Here is a 12,817-nt window from a genome sequence, read left to right as displayed (position 1 = left end):
CGTCTTGCCGCAAAACAGCGCTTGGCGCGGGCCCGCATGAAACGGCAACAGGCCCTAAGGCTCACCCCGCGACCGAGCCGACGGCCTTCCGGCCGTCGGCTTTGTCTAGCTTGACTTGTGCTCCGAATTCACGGGTTTGGCCGCCTGTGCCGCCAGACGCCGCTCCTGATCCTGGATCTGGGCGTTCAACTGGCCGATTTCATCACGCAGGCCGCGTATTTCGTGGTACAGCGCCCGCGTCATCTCACGCTGGGCCCGGGCCTCACGGGCATCGCGCTCGCTGTCGTCCTTGACGAACATCGAGCTGATATACGCCGCGAAACTGCCGAACAGCCCCACCCCGCAGATCATCAAGACCACCGCGACCACGCGGCCCAGCGTGGTGATCGGATAGAAATCGCCATAGCCCACGGTCGTCACCGTCACCACCGACCACCACAGCGCCTGCTCGGCCGTGTCGATCGGGCTATCCGGGTTGGGCGCCTCGACCAGCAGCATGGCAATCGCCGAAAACGCGACCAACAGCACCGTCATCGTCGCCGCCGAGGCGAACACGCTTTCTGCGCGGTTGCGCCAGAAGATCTTCCAGATCAACGACATCGACTTGGCGGCCCGCAGCACGATGAGCACGCGCACCACCCGAAACAACCGGGCGCCCTGAAACAGACCCGCCGGGATACAGGCCAGCAGATCGATCCAGCCCCAGCGCATGTACGCCAACTTGCTCTCGGCGCGATAGAACCGCTGACAAAAGTCGGCAAAGAAAAAGAGACAGACGATGCTGTCCATGTACTGCATCAAGCGTGAAACCTCGTGCGGCAAAGGCACGAACACGTCGACGACCATGGCCCCGATCACATAGATCGACAGCACCAGGATGAACAACTGAAACGGTGTGATGCGTTCTTGCACGTCGGCCTTGATGGTGTGTACCCCCAGGCCAGCATAGCGCGCCGGTCAGGACATGGTTTCACGTGGATCATCGGTTGTTGAAAACACCCGGCGCGACTCATCATCAGCCCCGGCAAGATACGGATGTTTCACGTGGCCTTCCTCGGCGTAGGGTAAACGGTGCTGAATACACCGCGTGTCCGAGGAGTTGCATCATGTCGCGTCCCCGTTTGTTTCGTCGCCCCCCGCCCGAGCCGCGCGGCGTGGGCCTGGAATCGGTCTTTGGTTTTGCCGCCGGCGCCGCCGCGGTGGGCGGGTTCTGGCTGGGCCGCAAGCTCTCGCGTGCCCTGCCCCGCGGGTGCGGGCATCCGGCCAAGCATCAGATGCTGGATACCGCCTCCGCGCTGGCCCAGCGCAAGATTCCGCTGGAGTCGATGAACACGTTTTTAAACGGCTTTCATATGTATGCCGATGACATGGGCCGGCAAGTCGAGGCCTGTCATTTCTGTATGCATCTCGCGCCGGATCTGCATCAGTGCGTGATCTTCGACTCCAACGCCGAGGACGCCAAGCTCATCGGTATCGAGTACATCATCAGCGCCGAGCGGTTTGCCAAGCTGGATGCCGAGGAGAAAAAGCTCTGGCACAGCCATGATTACGAGATCAAATCCGGCACGCTGGTGGCCCCCGGCATTCCGGAGATGGCCGAGCACGCCTACTTCGAGGATCTGATCACCACCTACGGCAAGACCTTTCATACCTGGCAGGTGGATCGCCATGATTTCCCCTATGGCATCCCGCAGCTGATGATGGCCTTCACCGACGACGGCCAGCTCGATCCGGCGCTGCTGGCGGCCCGTGACGAGCGCTATGGCATCGATTCGGATGCCCGGCGGGCCCACCGGGCCGATATTCCAAGCCCGGATGTCGATCCGGCCGCCAACAGCTGGCAGAACGGGCAAAGCCACCAGACACGGATGTGTGGCTGTGCCTTTCACCGGCCGAACACCAACCAGGCCGAACACAATGAATAGCCCGGACTTGTGATGCGCTACGCGATACCGGCAGCCCGAGTGGCCGCGCCGCATACCGCGACCGTCGAGGTGCATAAAAGCCGATTCATCGGCTGGTGTGCGCACGCACCGGACATAGACACCGCCCGCGCGCTGGTGGCCGCGGCACGCGCGCAGTATCCCGATGCCTCGCATCATTGCTCGGCCTATATCGCCGGCGCGCCGGATGAGCAGCAGGCCATCGGGTTTGCCGATGACGGCGAGCCCGGCGGCACCGCCGGGCGGCCGATGTTTCAAGCCTTGGCCGGTAGCGGGCTGGGCCAGATCGCCTGTGTGGTGACCCGCTATTTCGGCGGCACGAAACTCGGCACCGGCGGGCTGGCCCGGGCCTATGCGCAATGTGTCAGCGCCCTATTGACCGATCTGCCGGTCGCCGCTTATGTACCGCGGCAACCGATGGTTCTGGAGATGGGTTTTGCCGATGAGCAGGCCGCACGCGCCTGGCTGGGCGCCCACGACGGTCAGGTTGTTGCCGCGGACTATCATGCGGCCGGCGCCAGGTTGACGATCGCCTGGCCGTGCGATGCTTCTGTCCGGCTGGCCGAGCTTGATGCCCGGTTGGACGGGCGGCTGTCCTACGACACCGCGACCGCACCGGGATAAACCGCCGCCGGGCACGCCGGCCGTGCCCGGCGACAACTCATTAACCGCGCTCGGTGACTTCCAGCAGGTGATAACCGAACTGGGTCTTCACCGGGCCCTGTACGCCGCCGATCGGCGCCGAAAAGACCACTTCATCGAACTCCGGCACCATCTGGCCGCGGCCGAAAGTGCCGAGCTCGCCGCCCTTCTTGCCCGACGGGCAGTTGGAATGCTGCTTGGCCACCTCGGCGAAGTCGGCGCCGTTCTCGATCTGTTGCTTGAGCTCGGCGCACTTGGTTTCGGTGTCGACGAGGATATGACGGGCACTGGCTTTTGCCATGATGATTCCTGTTCAGTGTTATTGGACACCGATGGTACGACACTCGACAAACCGGGCGGTGTCTATTCGTCGGCGTCGGCATCGGCGGCCGGTCTGTTTCGTGTCGCCACCGACAGCGCCTCGCGCGGGACGCTGCGATGCCAGATATCCATCTGCGGGAACGCGATCGTGACGTCATGCTCACGAAAGGCCGCATCGATGGCGAAATTGAGATCCGAGCGCACGAAATACCGCCGCGTGACGTCGCGCACGAAACAGCGCAGCTCGAAATCCAGCGTCGAGTCGCCAAAGCCGATGAACAGCGCGGCCGGCTTGGGCACCCCGGCCTGTCCCTGGCTCAGCACGTCCGGGTTCTGGTTGGCCACGTCGATCAACAAGCGCTCGACCAGACGGACATCGCTGCCATAGGCCACGCCAACCGCACAGATGACGCGCCCGTAGCGATCGCGCAGGTTCCAGTTCTTCAAATGCAGCGTGAGCAGCTCGGAATTGGGCACGGCCACGGTGGTGCGGTCCAGTGTTTCGATCTCCGTGGCCCGGATCCGGATGCGACGCACGAAGCCTTCGGTTTCGCCGATGGTCACGAAATTACCCCGGCGTACCGGCTGCTCGAACAACAGAATCAACCCCGAAACGAAGTTGTTCACGATGGTCTGCAGACCAAAGCCGATACCCACCGACAGCGCGCCGGCAATGAACGCCAGCTTGGTCAGATCCAGGCCGACATAACTCAGCACCACAAGCGCTGCAATCAGAAACAGCACATAGCCCGTGATGGTCGATACCGCCTCACGGGTATGGGTTTCCATGGGTGTGGCGGCCAGCCAGTGATGCTCCATGCGCCCGGTGACCCAACGGATGAGCGCGGTCAGGATCACCAACAGCAACGCGCCCAGAATGAGCTGGGCCGGCACGATCTGCACCTGGCCGAAGGTGAACCCCGACCAGGCCAGATGTTGCAGCGCGGAAAAACTCTGCGCCGACAGGCCCCAGACGAACAACAACGCCAGAGGCACCAGCAACCAGATCGACAGATGCAGCAATGCCGCGGTCAGATCCACTTCCCGAAACGGCTCACCCTCATCCACGTTGAGCAGGTTGCGCAGCTTTTTCTGCCAGGCCCGCTGGCCCCGACTCATGCCCACCGCGATACGGTCGATCACGCGGCTGATGATCCAGGAGCCCAGCAACACCAGTGACGTCCAGGCGATCTTGCGCGCCGGCAGATCGCCGAAGAAGCCCGGGTGGAACACGCTGTAAAGCGCGGCACATCCGGCGATCACGGTCGAGACGAACAGCAGTACCGTGATGCCGGTACCCAGAAACTTGCGCATGGGCAATCCATCGACACGCTGACGCGGTCGATTCGAGCAGGCAGGGCGAGACCTCTGACGTTAGCGCGCAGCCCGGGCCGCGGCAAGCGGGGCCGGCGACTGCCGCGCACTGCGATCGGTCATTCACATAACCCGAGCTGGCCGGTGCTATCGTGATCAAACGCGTGATCCGCGTATCGATTGCCGGCCCGATATCGTGGCCGTGCCGCCGCCCGAGGTGCACCGATGACAACGTGGACAAACAACCTATCGCTTTCGACACTGCTGGAGTGGGTGGTGCAGGTCGATATCGACGAACTCTCGGCATCCATCGCCGCCGACCGCGCCGAGCAGCCGGGCGTGACCGATGCCGAGCTTATCGATCAGGCGTTCAACAAGGCGCGGCGCAAGACCACGCTCACAGCGCTGGCCACCGGCTTGCCGGCCAATCCCTGGGTGGCCGTACCGGCCGCCACGCTGGACGTGGCCATGACGTTGCGCACCGAGATTCAGGCCGTGGCACGGGCCGCCCTCATCCACGACCCGGCGTTTTTCGACGATGAGGCCGCGGCCTGGACGTTGCTGGTGCCGGTCTTCGGGATCGGTGCCAGCAGCCAGTTCGCGCGTTCGCTCGGCGTGGCCGGTACCCACCATGTCACCCGGGCCCTGCTCCAGCGATATATGGCGCGCGAAGGCCTGCGCAGCTTCAAACGCTTGATGCTGCGTTATTTCGGCCTGCGCGTGACGCGCCGTGGCGTCATCACCAAAAGCGTGCCGCTGGTCGGGGCCGCCCTTGGCGCCGGCTGGAACTATGTCGAAATGGCCGGCATCCGCTCACGCACGCGCACGTTTCTCGACCAGCGCGCGTTCCAGCGTCGTTTGAACCCGCCGGGGGCACCGAAACGCCTCGAATGGAGCGCACCCGCCGAGCCGGTATAACAGCGCTGGGTTCAATCAAACCGGCGCCGGCGGATTCTTGGCCAGCCAACGATCCAGCGCATTGGCAAACGCCTGGCGATCCTTGTCGCCAAGCGCGGCCTGGCCGGGCCCGTGGATACCGCTGGCCCGCAATGTATCCATGAAATCCCGCATGGTTTTCTTCGCCGCGATATCGTCAGCCGAAAACATCTCGCCGCGCGGGCTGAGCGCTGCCCCGCCCTTCTCGATGACCTCTGCCGCCAGCGGAATATCGGCGGTGATGACTAGATCACCGGCGGCGAGCCGCCGCACGATCTCGTTATCTGCCACATCAAACCCGGGGCTGACCTGAATCGCCGTGATATGCGCCACACGCGGCACGCTCACCGGCTGATTGGCCACCAGCGTGATCGCCATGCCCGTGCGCTTGGCGGCCTTGAACAGAATCTGCTTGACCGTGACCGGACACGCATCCGCATCGACCCAAATCTGCATCACCCGCTCCGCTCAAAGACAATCAAGGCCCGACATATCCGCGTGCCCCATACATACCGGGCAGCCCGGCACCCGCATGGCCCGACACGCGCCACAGCGCATACTGCCCGGCCTGCGCCCGGTTGCAAACGATAAGGCGTCGTTTTCAGACAAATGCAGTCAATCCGGCCGAACCATGCTTTGCCATGAACGTATCGCCGGGTATCAAACTACAGACGCTGATCAACGTCTCCACGATGATCGGCTGCATGACACAGACAACCTGTGCGTCGCCTGTTGCACTGCCCTGTCGATGCCGCGCAGCATGCAGCCATCAATGATCGCGCGGTTGATGATCTCCGCCGCCACGCACCAAGCGAGCCTTATGCAACACAGCATCCACTGGCCCAACGGCCTTGTTCCCGGTGAAGTCGATAACTTCGTATCCAACGAAATCGTCGTTGCCGGGCTCACGCCCAACGCCGCGCTCGATACCCTCATCGATACCCGCACCTGGGCCGCGCAATACGACAACGCCACCGATATCGAATTTCACGACGGCCAGCCGCCGCACCTGACCGCCGGCCTGCGGTTTCAGTTTGTGACCTTCGGCCTACCCGTCCAGGCCGAGATCACCGAGCTCGAACGCGCCACCGACGACAGCCCGGCCCGCATCGCCTGGCACGGCTGGACCGAAAGCGATGACCCCAACGAACAGCTCGACGTCCACCACGCCTGGCTGTTCGAAGCCTTGCCGGGCGATCGCCTGCGCCTGCTCACACAGGAAACCCAGAACGGCGCCCCAGCCCGCGACATGGCCACCACCACACCGAACCCCATGCTCAACAAACATCAGGAATGGATCGAGGGCCTGGCTCAAGTCGCCGCAAATCGCGACAGCTAAAGGCCACCGTCGGGCCAACCAGCCGACCGGATACGCCAACGACCTCGAAAACAGCCAGGCGGGCCGGCCGCGCACACGACGCGACCACATCCCCTGCCGGAGCCGCCGCCAATGCCGGCGGCGGCTCTACTCGCACTCGTTATTGTTAAAACGGCCCACGCCGAGCCGATGTATTGGCTCATCGCCGTGAAGCCTGCCCCCCATAAGCCGGCTTTGCCGCTCGCGCCCTGAACGTTCGATTCAGGCTTGTCGGCATCGTCGACGTCGCACCCGCCCCTGCGCGGTCTTCAACACGACTTTTAGGGCCGAGCAAGGCGCCCGACCCGGTTGCCTCGCTACCACCCTCCATCACGGACTTATTTAACATAAGACCCGCCAAACGTTTGTTCTTTGGCACCCGGCATACATCAGCCATCAGAGCTATCCGACGAACCGCCAGCCAACGCGTCGAGCCGCCCACTGCTGACATGCCCCTCGCCAGCGATGACCCAACCCCTACCCGCCCATCGATTCATCACGCATTGGATACCGATGCCGGGCTGAAAACGAGACATTACGACGGTAAACGGCTACGTTGATTGCCACGCACTTCGCGGGCCACGCTCATGCAACACGACGAATTCTTACGACGCTACGGCAGCGCAATGGGCGCCCCCCGGCGCCGACAGCTGCTCGGCGAACTGCTCACCCCTGCCCGCCTGGCGCTCGATCCCGCGCAATATCGGCGCCTGCCACGAGACATTGAAGGCAAGGGCCAACCTGTCATGCTGATCCCCGGCCTCGGCGCCGGCCCGGGCTCCATGGCCATGATTCGGCGCTATCTGCGCAAACGACAGTTTCGCACCTGGGATTGGGCACAGGGGCGCAATGGTGGCGACGTCCAAAGTGTCTTGCCGCACGTCGCCGAACGGCTAGAAACCCTGGTCAAAGAGCTCGACCGCCCGTTTGCACTCGTCGGCTGGAGCCTTGGCGGCTTTATTGCCCGCGAAGTCGCCCGCGACCGGCCCGATCTCGTCTCTCGCGTGGTCACCATCGGCAGCCCGGTACTGGGCGGGGCGAAATACACCAGCCTGGCAGGCCCCTACAAACGACGCGGCGCACAACTCGACGATATCGAAGCCACAATACTCAACCGCTACGACGTACCGCTGAAACGCCCCGTACGCGCCATCTACAGCGAAGACGACGGCATCGTGTCATGGCAGGCCACCATCGATCGCTTCAGCACAGACGTAAAACACATCCGCGTACCCGGCCCCCACGTCGGCCTCGGGTTTTCCAAACGCGTACTGCGACACCTCCCCGCCCTGCTCGTCGGTGACTGACTCGGCTTGCGGGCTAAAATCGCGCTGCCGACAAATACCGGGAGACTAAACGCGTCGGTCTTCGCTCCAAGCCTTTTAAGGCTTATTTATCGTGAGCAAGAAGTTTCAACTGAGTTCTACGACCGGGGCTCGGATAAACATGTTGTCCCGCGTAATCGTTCGACTACGAAGCCAAAACCGTGGTCTGTCCCTGAGGGTTCCTCGGCCTCGGGTTTTCCAAACGCGTACTGCGACACCTCCCCGCCCTGCTCGTCGGTGACTGACTCGGCTTGCGGGCTAAAAATCGCGCTGCCGAAAGATACGGGGAGGCTAATCGCGTCGGTCTTCGCCCCGCGGCTTTTAAAGCTTATTTACTGTAGGAGAAAAGTTTTAACTGAGTCCTACGAAGAAGGCTCAGATAACATACCGTCCCGCGTAATCGTTCGGCCACGACGCCAAAACCGTCGTCTGTCCCTGAGGGTTCGAATCGAAAAGATCGGCTCGGGCAGCAATCTTCGAATACATCGCAGTCTTTTATAACCGCCAGCGGCTGCACCAGACGCTACGCTATCGAACACCACTGGAAGTTGAGGAGGCATCACAATCTGACGCTTAATTTACCTGTCCGTGATAGCCGGACCAGCTCAGACCGCGTTATTTATCATCTATGTACTGCGAGACGGCACTGCTAATCGCATCAGAGTACTTGTAAATATCCGTAACGCGCTCAAGCTCGAATCGCTGCTCTTCGTCGGGCGTAAATACCGAAATGGCGTTCTTTCGCGCCCCAAAATGAAACCGACAAATCGTCCGTCGGTTATTGTCGTCAAAGAGAATGGCGCAATAGCTCTTGGCATCCCGCATATAGATACGCTCGGGGTCGGTGATTTGCGCACCGATTGCTTGGACAATGCGGTAGGCCCGCCATTCCTCGGGCGTTGTCACGATCCCGTCTTTGGCTGAGCTAGAATCGTCGGGTTTTGCATTAGGATCTTCTGCCGGCGCCGGTTCGGGTAGTGACGTACCATCTTTCTCGAAAGCGCTTTGGATCCGATCATTCACGCGGTCGCGAATGAATTCGGTACAGGCAGCCCTGGTAAGTTCGGTAAACTCTTCTTTGACGCTGCTGGTCAGTCGGCCCGAGTACACCCGGCCGGCGATCATTTTTACGAACTCTTGACTTGGTTCCTTAAACTCACTAGCGATCTCGGCTTTCAAAGCACGACGATATTTGAGATTGCTTGCGGTGCTTAAAATGTTGTCGAGATCGAATGCCGACTTGGTGAACTGCTTAAGTTCTTCCACCCGCGCTTCGTTAAAATCGCGTAGGTTAAATTCGAAGAATGATCGATCGTCCATGCGGTTGGCACGGTCAAGATCGCTGTAGAAAAGATAGCGAGCGCCGTCGCTCAGGATGGCGAATCGTGCATCTGTGACGCCGAAATAACGGAAGAGCTGGCCGGCATATTTCGCATCGAGTACGGCGCCGAGCGGTTTGCACTCGATCAACACCATAATCTGCCCATCGAGCTTGATGGCGTAATCGACTTTTTCCCCTTTCTTCACGCCGTGATCGGCGGTGAATTCGGGAATGATCTCTTCAGGGTTAAAAACGTCGTAACCGAGCGCCTGAAGAAACGGCAGCACGAATGCCGTTTTTGTAGCCTCTTCACTGCCAACGTTGCTTGACTGGCGTTCGACGCGATTCGATAAATCGCGTAATCGATCGATTAAATCCATGGTATCCCCTTTGCCCCTAGCTCAACCGTACAACGGAATCTGGCAAGACGGAATACAAAATTTGCAGCGAGTTCTACGTCAATAGTGGAAGAGCCGCGGGCTGGTGAGATATGGCGCGCAGTTTAGGCAACCCTCGCCCGATGGATTTCTTCCAAGTCATAATCCGCTTGAAGACCCATCCAAAATTTCTCGCTGGTACCAAAATAACCAGCCAGACGAATCGCGGTATCGGCAGATACGGCCCGTTTACCAAGAACGATTTCATTGATCCGGCGGGGCGGAACGCTGATGGCGTTGGCAAGTTTCGTCTGGCTGAGAGCCATCGGCTTGAGAAATTCTTCTAGCAACACTTCGCCGGGATGAACATTCGCTAGTTCTGTCATGACGTCACCTTAGTGATAGTCCACGATCTCGACGCTATCGATCTTACCTTCGTTCCAGATGAAACACAGCCGCCATTGCTGATTGATTCGAATGCTGTGCTGTCCGGCGCGTTTTCCTTTGAGCGTTGCCAGACGATTAGCGGATGGGGTACGCAGATCATCCAAGGTCGATGCGTTATCTAGCATTCGAAGCTTCCGGCGCACCACATGTTGGATATCAGCGGGCAGCTTCTTTGATGCCTCACCGCGCCATATGCGTTCGGCCTCGCGACTTTTGAAGCTACGAATCATGGCCAGATATAACGCGTCGCGTTATGCGACGCAACGCGTTATAGTTTTTCTCTGTCCACCAAAAAGGCCGGCGAAAAGCCGGCCTTGATTCGTTCTCGAAAAAGCGGCTGCGCTACTTTTTCTTCTTCGGGATATACAGATCCGTAAGCGTTCCGGCCTCGGCCTCGGCTGCCATACCCACCGTTTCCGCCAGCGTCGGGTGCGGGTGGATGGTCAGGCCGATGTCGTGGGCGTCGGCGCCCATTTCGATCGCCAGGCAGGTTTCGGCGATTAGGTCGCCGGCGCCGGGGCCGACGGCACCCGCGCCGATGATGCGGCCGTCGGTGCCGAAGATGAGTTTGGTGTTGCCGTCGGTGGCGTCGAGGCCGATGGCGCGGCCGTTGGCGGCCCAGGGGAAGGCGCTCTTGGTGTATTCGATGCCCTCTGCCTTGGCCTGGTTTTCAGTCACGCCGGTCCAGGCGACTTCGGGGTCGGTATAGACGACGGAGGGGATGACCTTGGCGTCAAACGCTGCTTTTTCGCCGGCGCAGCATTCGGCGGCGACCTTGCCCTGGTGCGTGGCGCGGTGGGCCAGTTGTGGCTCGCCGGAGACGTCGCCGATGGCGAAGATGTGCTCGACGTTGGTGCGGCACTGTTTGTCGACGGGGATGAAGCCGCGTTCGTTGACTTCGACACCGGCTGCATCGGCCCCGATCTTGGCGCCGTTGGGCTTGCGGCCCACGGCGACCAGCACACGGTCGTATTGCTTGGATTCGGGGGCGTCCTTGCCCTCGAAGCTGGCGGTGAGCTTGTCGCCGGCTTCGAGGCCGGTGACCTTGGTGTTGACCCAGATATTGCCGCAGCGGGCTTTCATGCGCTTGGTGAGCGGCTTGATGAGGTCCTTGTCGGCACCGGGGATCAGGGCGTCGGTCATTTCGACCACATCGACGTCGGTACCGTGGGCGGCATAGACGTTGGCGATTTCACAGCCAATGATGCCGCCGCCGACGACGAGCAGCGATTCGGGCAGCTCGTCTGGGGACAGGGCTTCGGCCGAGGTCCAGATGCGCTCGTCTTCGGGCCAGCCGGGCAGCATGACGGGCTCGGAGCCGACACAGATAATGGCCTTGTTGAAGGTGATCTGATCCGTGTCGTCGTTGCCTTCCAGCGCCAGCGTGTGGTCGTCGCTGAAGGTGCCGGTACCCGTTACGACGTTGACCTGACGCTTGGAGGCCATGGATTTCAGGCCGCCGGTGAGCTGGTCGATGACGGACTGCTTGTAGTCCAGCAGCTTGGCGAGATCGATCTCGGGTTTGCCGAAGGTGACACCGTGGCTGGCCATGTTGGCCGCGTCTTCGATGACCTTGGCTGAGTGGAGCAGGGCCTTGGACGGGATACAGCCGACGTTGAGGCACACGCCGCCCAGCACGCTGTGACGCTCGACCAGGGTGACGTTCAGGCCCATGTCCGCGGCACGGAAAGCCGCGGTGTAGCCGCCGGGGCCGGAGCCCAGCACGAGGACGTCACAATCGTAGTCGTGGTCGTCGCTGGCCGGGGTGCTGGCCTTGGGCTCGACGGTCGAGTCGTCGGTATTGGCGGCGGGGCGGTCGGCACCGCGTTTTTCGTCGGCCTTTTTGTCGGGCTTGTCTTCCGACTTGGCCTTGTCGTTGTCTTTTTCGTCGTCGGCCTTGGGGTCGGGCTTGTCGGCCTCGGCCTCGGATTCTTCTTCGGCCTCGGCTGCCTCGACCATGGCGATGACGTCGCCCTCGGAGACGCTATCGCCCTCGGCGACTTTCAGCTCGGTGATCTTGCCGGCAACGGGGGCGGGCACTTCGAGGGTGGCCTTGTCCGATTCCAGCGTGATGAGCGCCTGTTCTTTTTCGACCGTGTCGCCCTCGGCGACGAGCACTTCGATGATCTCGACCGCGTCGAAATCGCCAATGTCGGGGACTTTGATTTCCTGTGCCATAGGACTTGTCTACCTTTAAGCCGCCCGATCGACGGCGTCCAATTTCAATATTTCAAACGTTCAAAGCCTGGACGCGGCCGGATGCGCGCTTTCACGTGCGATCCCGCCAGTAGCCGCTTTGACGCTTGTCATGTGCAATTGCCAGTACGAATAGCCGATCGTTTTTGTACTGATAGATTACCGAGTGCGGAAACCGTTGCACGAGCAAACGCCGTGTTCGTTGACCGGCCGGCTTGCCAAGCTCTGGAAACGCCAACAAGCGCTCTAGTGTTTGATACACCGCGTTGACGAAGGCATCGCCGAGGCCGGACCGCTGCGATTCATAGAAGCCAATCTGCGCGATGAATTCATCGTCTGCTTCGGGATGAAACTCAACGGTCACGGTTCAAGCGCTCACGCGCACGGCGCATGACATCTTCCAGCGGCACGGTTTCGACCGTACCGTTTTCAAGCTCTTGGGCGCGGCGTTCAGCTTCTGCTATCCATGCCGCTTCGATTTCGTCTCTGGGCGCCTCGGGTTCATCGCGTAGATCGAGCTCGGCCAGAAGATGTTTGAACACCCGCTGTTTATCAGCGGCGCTCAGGCTTTCGATATCGTGCTCTATCTGCTCCACGGACCGTGCCATAACAACCTCCTGTGCCGAATTCCTCGTTCA

Annotated in this window: 15 protein-coding genes and 1 pseudogene; 6 read left to right on the top strand and 10 right to left on the bottom strand. The window is 61.1% G+C overall.

From position 1 onward, the window contains the following. Nucleotides 1–105 precede the first annotated feature (105 nt). Complete coding sequence (locus tag SAJA_RS03825; protein WP_123657338.1) at nt 106–912, bottom strand: ion transporter; 807 nt, start codon at nt 910–912, stop codon at nt 106–108. Nucleotides 913–1,106: 194 nt separating this feature from the next. Between SAJA_RS03825 and SAJA_RS03820 the strand changes: the two genes are divergently transcribed. Continuing rightward, the gene (locus tag SAJA_RS03820) at nt 1,107–1,925 is read left to right on the top strand and encodes an OBAP family protein (protein WP_123657337.1); all 819 of its coding nucleotides are present in this window, start codon (nt 1,107–1,109) and stop codon (nt 1,923–1,925) included. 12 nt (nt 1,926–1,937) lie between these two features. Beyond that, nucleotides 1,938–2,567 (top strand): IMPACT family protein, encoded by a 630-nt coding sequence (locus SAJA_RS03815; RefSeq protein WP_123657336.1) that lies wholly within the window; start codon nt 1,938–1,940, stop codon nt 2,565–2,567. A 40-nt stretch (nt 2,568–2,607) separates the two neighbouring features. On the opposite strand, the gene SAJA_RS03810 is transcribed toward SAJA_RS03815, so the two are convergent. After that, nucleotides 2,608–2,886, bottom strand: a complete 279-nt coding sequence (locus SAJA_RS03810) for a peptidylprolyl isomerase (protein ID WP_123657335.1) — start codon at nt 2,884–2,886, stop codon at nt 2,608–2,610. Between the two features lie 62 nt (nt 2,887–2,948). After that, nucleotides 2,949–4,220 carry a mechanosensitive ion channel family protein gene (locus SAJA_RS03805; protein ID WP_123657334.1) on the bottom strand — a complete coding sequence of 424 codons (1,272 nt, stop codon included), beginning with the start codon at nt 4,218–4,220 and terminating at the stop codon, nt 2,949–2,951. 225 nt (nt 4,221–4,445) lie between these two features. Between SAJA_RS03805 and SAJA_RS03800 the strand changes: the two genes are divergently transcribed. Continuing rightward, nucleotides 4,446–5,138, top strand: a complete 693-nt coding sequence (locus SAJA_RS03800) for a hypothetical protein (protein ID WP_123657333.1) — start codon at nt 4,446–4,448, stop codon at nt 5,136–5,138. A 15-nt stretch (nt 5,139–5,153) separates the two neighbouring features. Here SAJA_RS03800 and SAJA_RS03795 read toward each other — a convergent pair whose 3' ends face one another. Further along, nucleotides 5,154–5,612, bottom strand: a complete 459-nt coding sequence (locus tag SAJA_RS03795; RefSeq protein ID WP_123657332.1) for a YaiI/YqxD family protein — start codon at nt 5,610–5,612, stop codon at nt 5,154–5,156. Nucleotides 5,613–5,976: 364 nt separating this feature from the next. Here SAJA_RS03795 and SAJA_RS03790 point away from each other — a divergent pair, with 364 nt between their 5' ends. The 3 genes and pseudogenes from SAJA_RS03790 to SAJA_RS03780 all read left to right on the top strand — a co-directional run. After that, the gene (locus SAJA_RS03790) at nt 5,977–6,495 is read left to right on the top strand and encodes an SRPBCC family protein (RefSeq protein WP_123657331.1); all 519 of its coding nucleotides are present in this window, start codon (nt 5,977–5,979) and stop codon (nt 6,493–6,495) included. A 605-nt stretch (nt 6,496–7,100) separates the two neighbouring features. Then, the gene (locus SAJA_RS03785; protein WP_123657330.1) at nt 7,101–7,820 is read left to right on the top strand and encodes an alpha/beta hydrolase family protein; all 720 of its coding nucleotides are present in this window, start codon (nt 7,101–7,103) and stop codon (nt 7,818–7,820) included. A gap of 460 nt (nt 7,821–8,280) precedes the next feature. Beyond that, a pseudogene (locus SAJA_RS03780) lies at nt 8,281–8,415 on the top strand (IS3 family transposase); the annotation flags it as partial. A gap of 38 nt (nt 8,416–8,453) precedes the next feature. On the opposite strand, the gene SAJA_RS03775 reads toward SAJA_RS03780, so the two are convergent. From SAJA_RS03775 to SAJA_RS03750, 6 genes are all read right to left on the bottom strand, one after another. Beyond that, entirely contained in the window at nt 8,454–9,539 is a 1,086-nt protein-coding gene (locus SAJA_RS03775) for a type I restriction endonuclease (protein ID WP_123657329.1), read from the bottom strand. A 122-nt stretch (nt 9,540–9,661) separates the two neighbouring features. Beyond that, nucleotides 9,662–9,922, bottom strand: a complete 261-nt coding sequence (locus SAJA_RS03770; RefSeq protein ID WP_123657328.1) for a HigA family addiction module antitoxin — start codon at nt 9,920–9,922, stop codon at nt 9,662–9,664. Between the two features lie 9 nt (nt 9,923–9,931). After that, nucleotides 9,932–10,213 carry a type II toxin-antitoxin system RelE/ParE family toxin gene (locus SAJA_RS03765; protein WP_123657327.1) on the bottom strand — a complete coding sequence of 94 codons (282 nt, stop codon included), beginning with the start codon at nt 10,211–10,213 and terminating at the stop codon, nt 9,932–9,934. A gap of 112 nt (nt 10,214–10,325) precedes the next feature. Then, entirely contained in the window at nt 10,326–12,161 is a 1,836-nt protein-coding gene (lpdA, locus tag SAJA_RS03760; RefSeq protein WP_123657326.1) for a dihydrolipoyl dehydrogenase, read from the bottom strand. A 91-nt stretch (nt 12,162–12,252) separates the two neighbouring features. Next, complete coding sequence (locus SAJA_RS03755; protein ID WP_123657325.1) at nt 12,253–12,543, bottom strand: type II toxin-antitoxin system RelE/ParE family toxin; 291 nt, start codon at nt 12,541–12,543, stop codon at nt 12,253–12,255. Beyond that, nucleotides 12,533–12,787 (bottom strand): addiction module protein, encoded by a 255-nt coding sequence (locus SAJA_RS03750; RefSeq protein WP_123657324.1) that lies wholly within the window; start codon nt 12,785–12,787, stop codon nt 12,533–12,535. The genes SAJA_RS03755 and SAJA_RS03750 overlap by 11 nt, the downstream gene beginning before the upstream one ends. Nucleotides 12,788–12,817: the final 30 nt, after the last annotated feature.

The sequence above is a fragment of the Salinisphaera japonica YTM-1 genome (assembly GCF_003788585.1).
Taxonomy (GTDB): domain Bacteria; phylum Pseudomonadota; class Gammaproteobacteria; order Nevskiales; family Salinisphaeraceae; genus Salinisphaera; species Salinisphaera japonica.
The sequence above is the reverse complement of the archived record's forward strand: the minus strand, read 5'-3'. Positions and strand labels throughout refer to the sequence as shown.

Excerpts from the sequence above, each read along its gene's own strand:
- SAJA_RS03820 (WP_123657337.1), top strand. The coding sequence starts at position 1,107 with ATGTCGCGTCCCCGTTTGTTTCGTCGCCCCCCGCCCGAGCCGCGCGGC.
- SAJA_RS03815 (WP_123657336.1), top strand. The coding sequence starts at position 1,938 with ATGCGCTACGCGATACCGGCAGCCCGAGTGGCCGCGCCGCATACCGCG.
- SAJA_RS03810 (WP_123657335.1), bottom strand. The coding sequence starts at position 2,886 with ATGGCAAAAGCCAGTGCCCGTCATATCCTCGTCGACACCGAAACCAAG.
- SAJA_RS03805 (WP_123657334.1), bottom strand. The coding sequence starts at position 4,220 with ATGCGCAAGTTTCTGGGTACCGGCATCACGGTACTGCTGTTCGTCTCG.
- SAJA_RS03800 (WP_123657333.1), top strand. The coding sequence starts at position 4,446 with ATGACAACGTGGACAAACAACCTATCGCTTTCGACACTGCTGGAGTGG.
- SAJA_RS03795 (WP_123657332.1), bottom strand. The coding sequence starts at position 5,612 with ATGCAGATTTGGGTCGATGCGGATGCGTGTCCGGTCACGGTCAAGCAG.
- SAJA_RS03790 (WP_123657331.1), top strand. The coding sequence starts at position 5,977 with ATGCAACACAGCATCCACTGGCCCAACGGCCTTGTTCCCGGTGAAGTC.
- SAJA_RS03785 (WP_123657330.1), top strand. The coding sequence starts at position 7,101 with ATGCAACACGACGAATTCTTACGACGCTACGGCAGCGCAATGGGCGCC.
- SAJA_RS03775 (WP_123657329.1), bottom strand. The coding sequence starts at position 9,539 with ATGGATTTAATCGATCGATTACGCGATTTATCGAATCGCGTCGAACGC.
- SAJA_RS03770 (WP_123657328.1), bottom strand. The coding sequence starts at position 9,922 with ATGACAGAACTAGCGAATGTTCATCCCGGCGAAGTGTTGCTAGAAGAA.
- SAJA_RS03765 (WP_123657327.1), bottom strand. The coding sequence starts at position 10,213 with ATGATTCGTAGCTTCAAAAGTCGCGAGGCCGAACGCATATGGCGCGGT.
- lpdA (WP_123657326.1), bottom strand. The coding sequence starts at position 12,161 with ATGGCACAGGAAATCAAAGTCCCCGACATTGGCGATTTCGACGCGGTC.
- SAJA_RS03750 (WP_123657324.1), bottom strand. The coding sequence starts at position 12,787 with ATGGCACGGTCCGTGGAGCAGATAGAGCACGATATCGAAAGCCTGAGC.